The following is a 632-nucleotide window of genomic DNA, read 5'->3' on the forward strand; positions in this document are numbered from 1 at the left end:
TCTGATCACAGAAGCAGAAAAGAGAAATGGATTTTTTTCACCATTAAACAGCATGTATCATGTCAGACAACATCCATTTCAATGAGAGTACAAACAAGCACAGTTTCTTTTCAGTAAAAGAGAAAGCCTGGCACGGTCTGGGTCAAATTATTGACCGCTACCCATCCAGCAGCGAAGCCATCCGGTTTGCCGGGCTGGATTATAAGGTAGTCAAAACACCAATTTATACCAAAGCGCCAGATCTGCGTATATACTGTCAGGTTAGCGGTAGTGAACTGGCCGTGCCCAGTTATTTTGCTACTCTTCGAAGCGACAACAATACTCCGCTCGGTGTCGTTGGTAAAGACTATCATATCGTGCAAAACCTTGACGCATTTACATTCTTTGATTCGATCGTAAAAGGCGAGGGGATTTTCTACGAAACTGCAGGGGCACTTGGAAAGGGCGAGCGGATTTTTATCACTGCCAAACTGCCAGGCTATATCAAAGTGGGCTTGGGTGACATGATCGAAAAATATCTGTTTTTAACCAACTCACATGACGGCTCAGCCAGTATTACAGCAGCCTTTACACCTGTCAGAATTGTTTGTCAAAATACGCTTAACGCTGCTTTGTCCAATATGAGTAACGTC

The 632-nt window shown here is 43.8% G+C and carries 1 protein-coding gene; it reads left to right on the top strand.

Annotated features, from left to right (window positions below; translation table 11 throughout):
* Positions 1-59 precede the first annotated feature (59 nt).
* Positions 60-632: DUF932 domain-containing protein (locus tag AC1XUD_RS26535; protein WP_483364074.1), on the top strand; the 573-nt coding region annotated here is incomplete at its 3' end.

The sequence above is a fragment of the Dyadobacter sp. HNCC25DJ184 genome, from assembly GCF_056895215.1.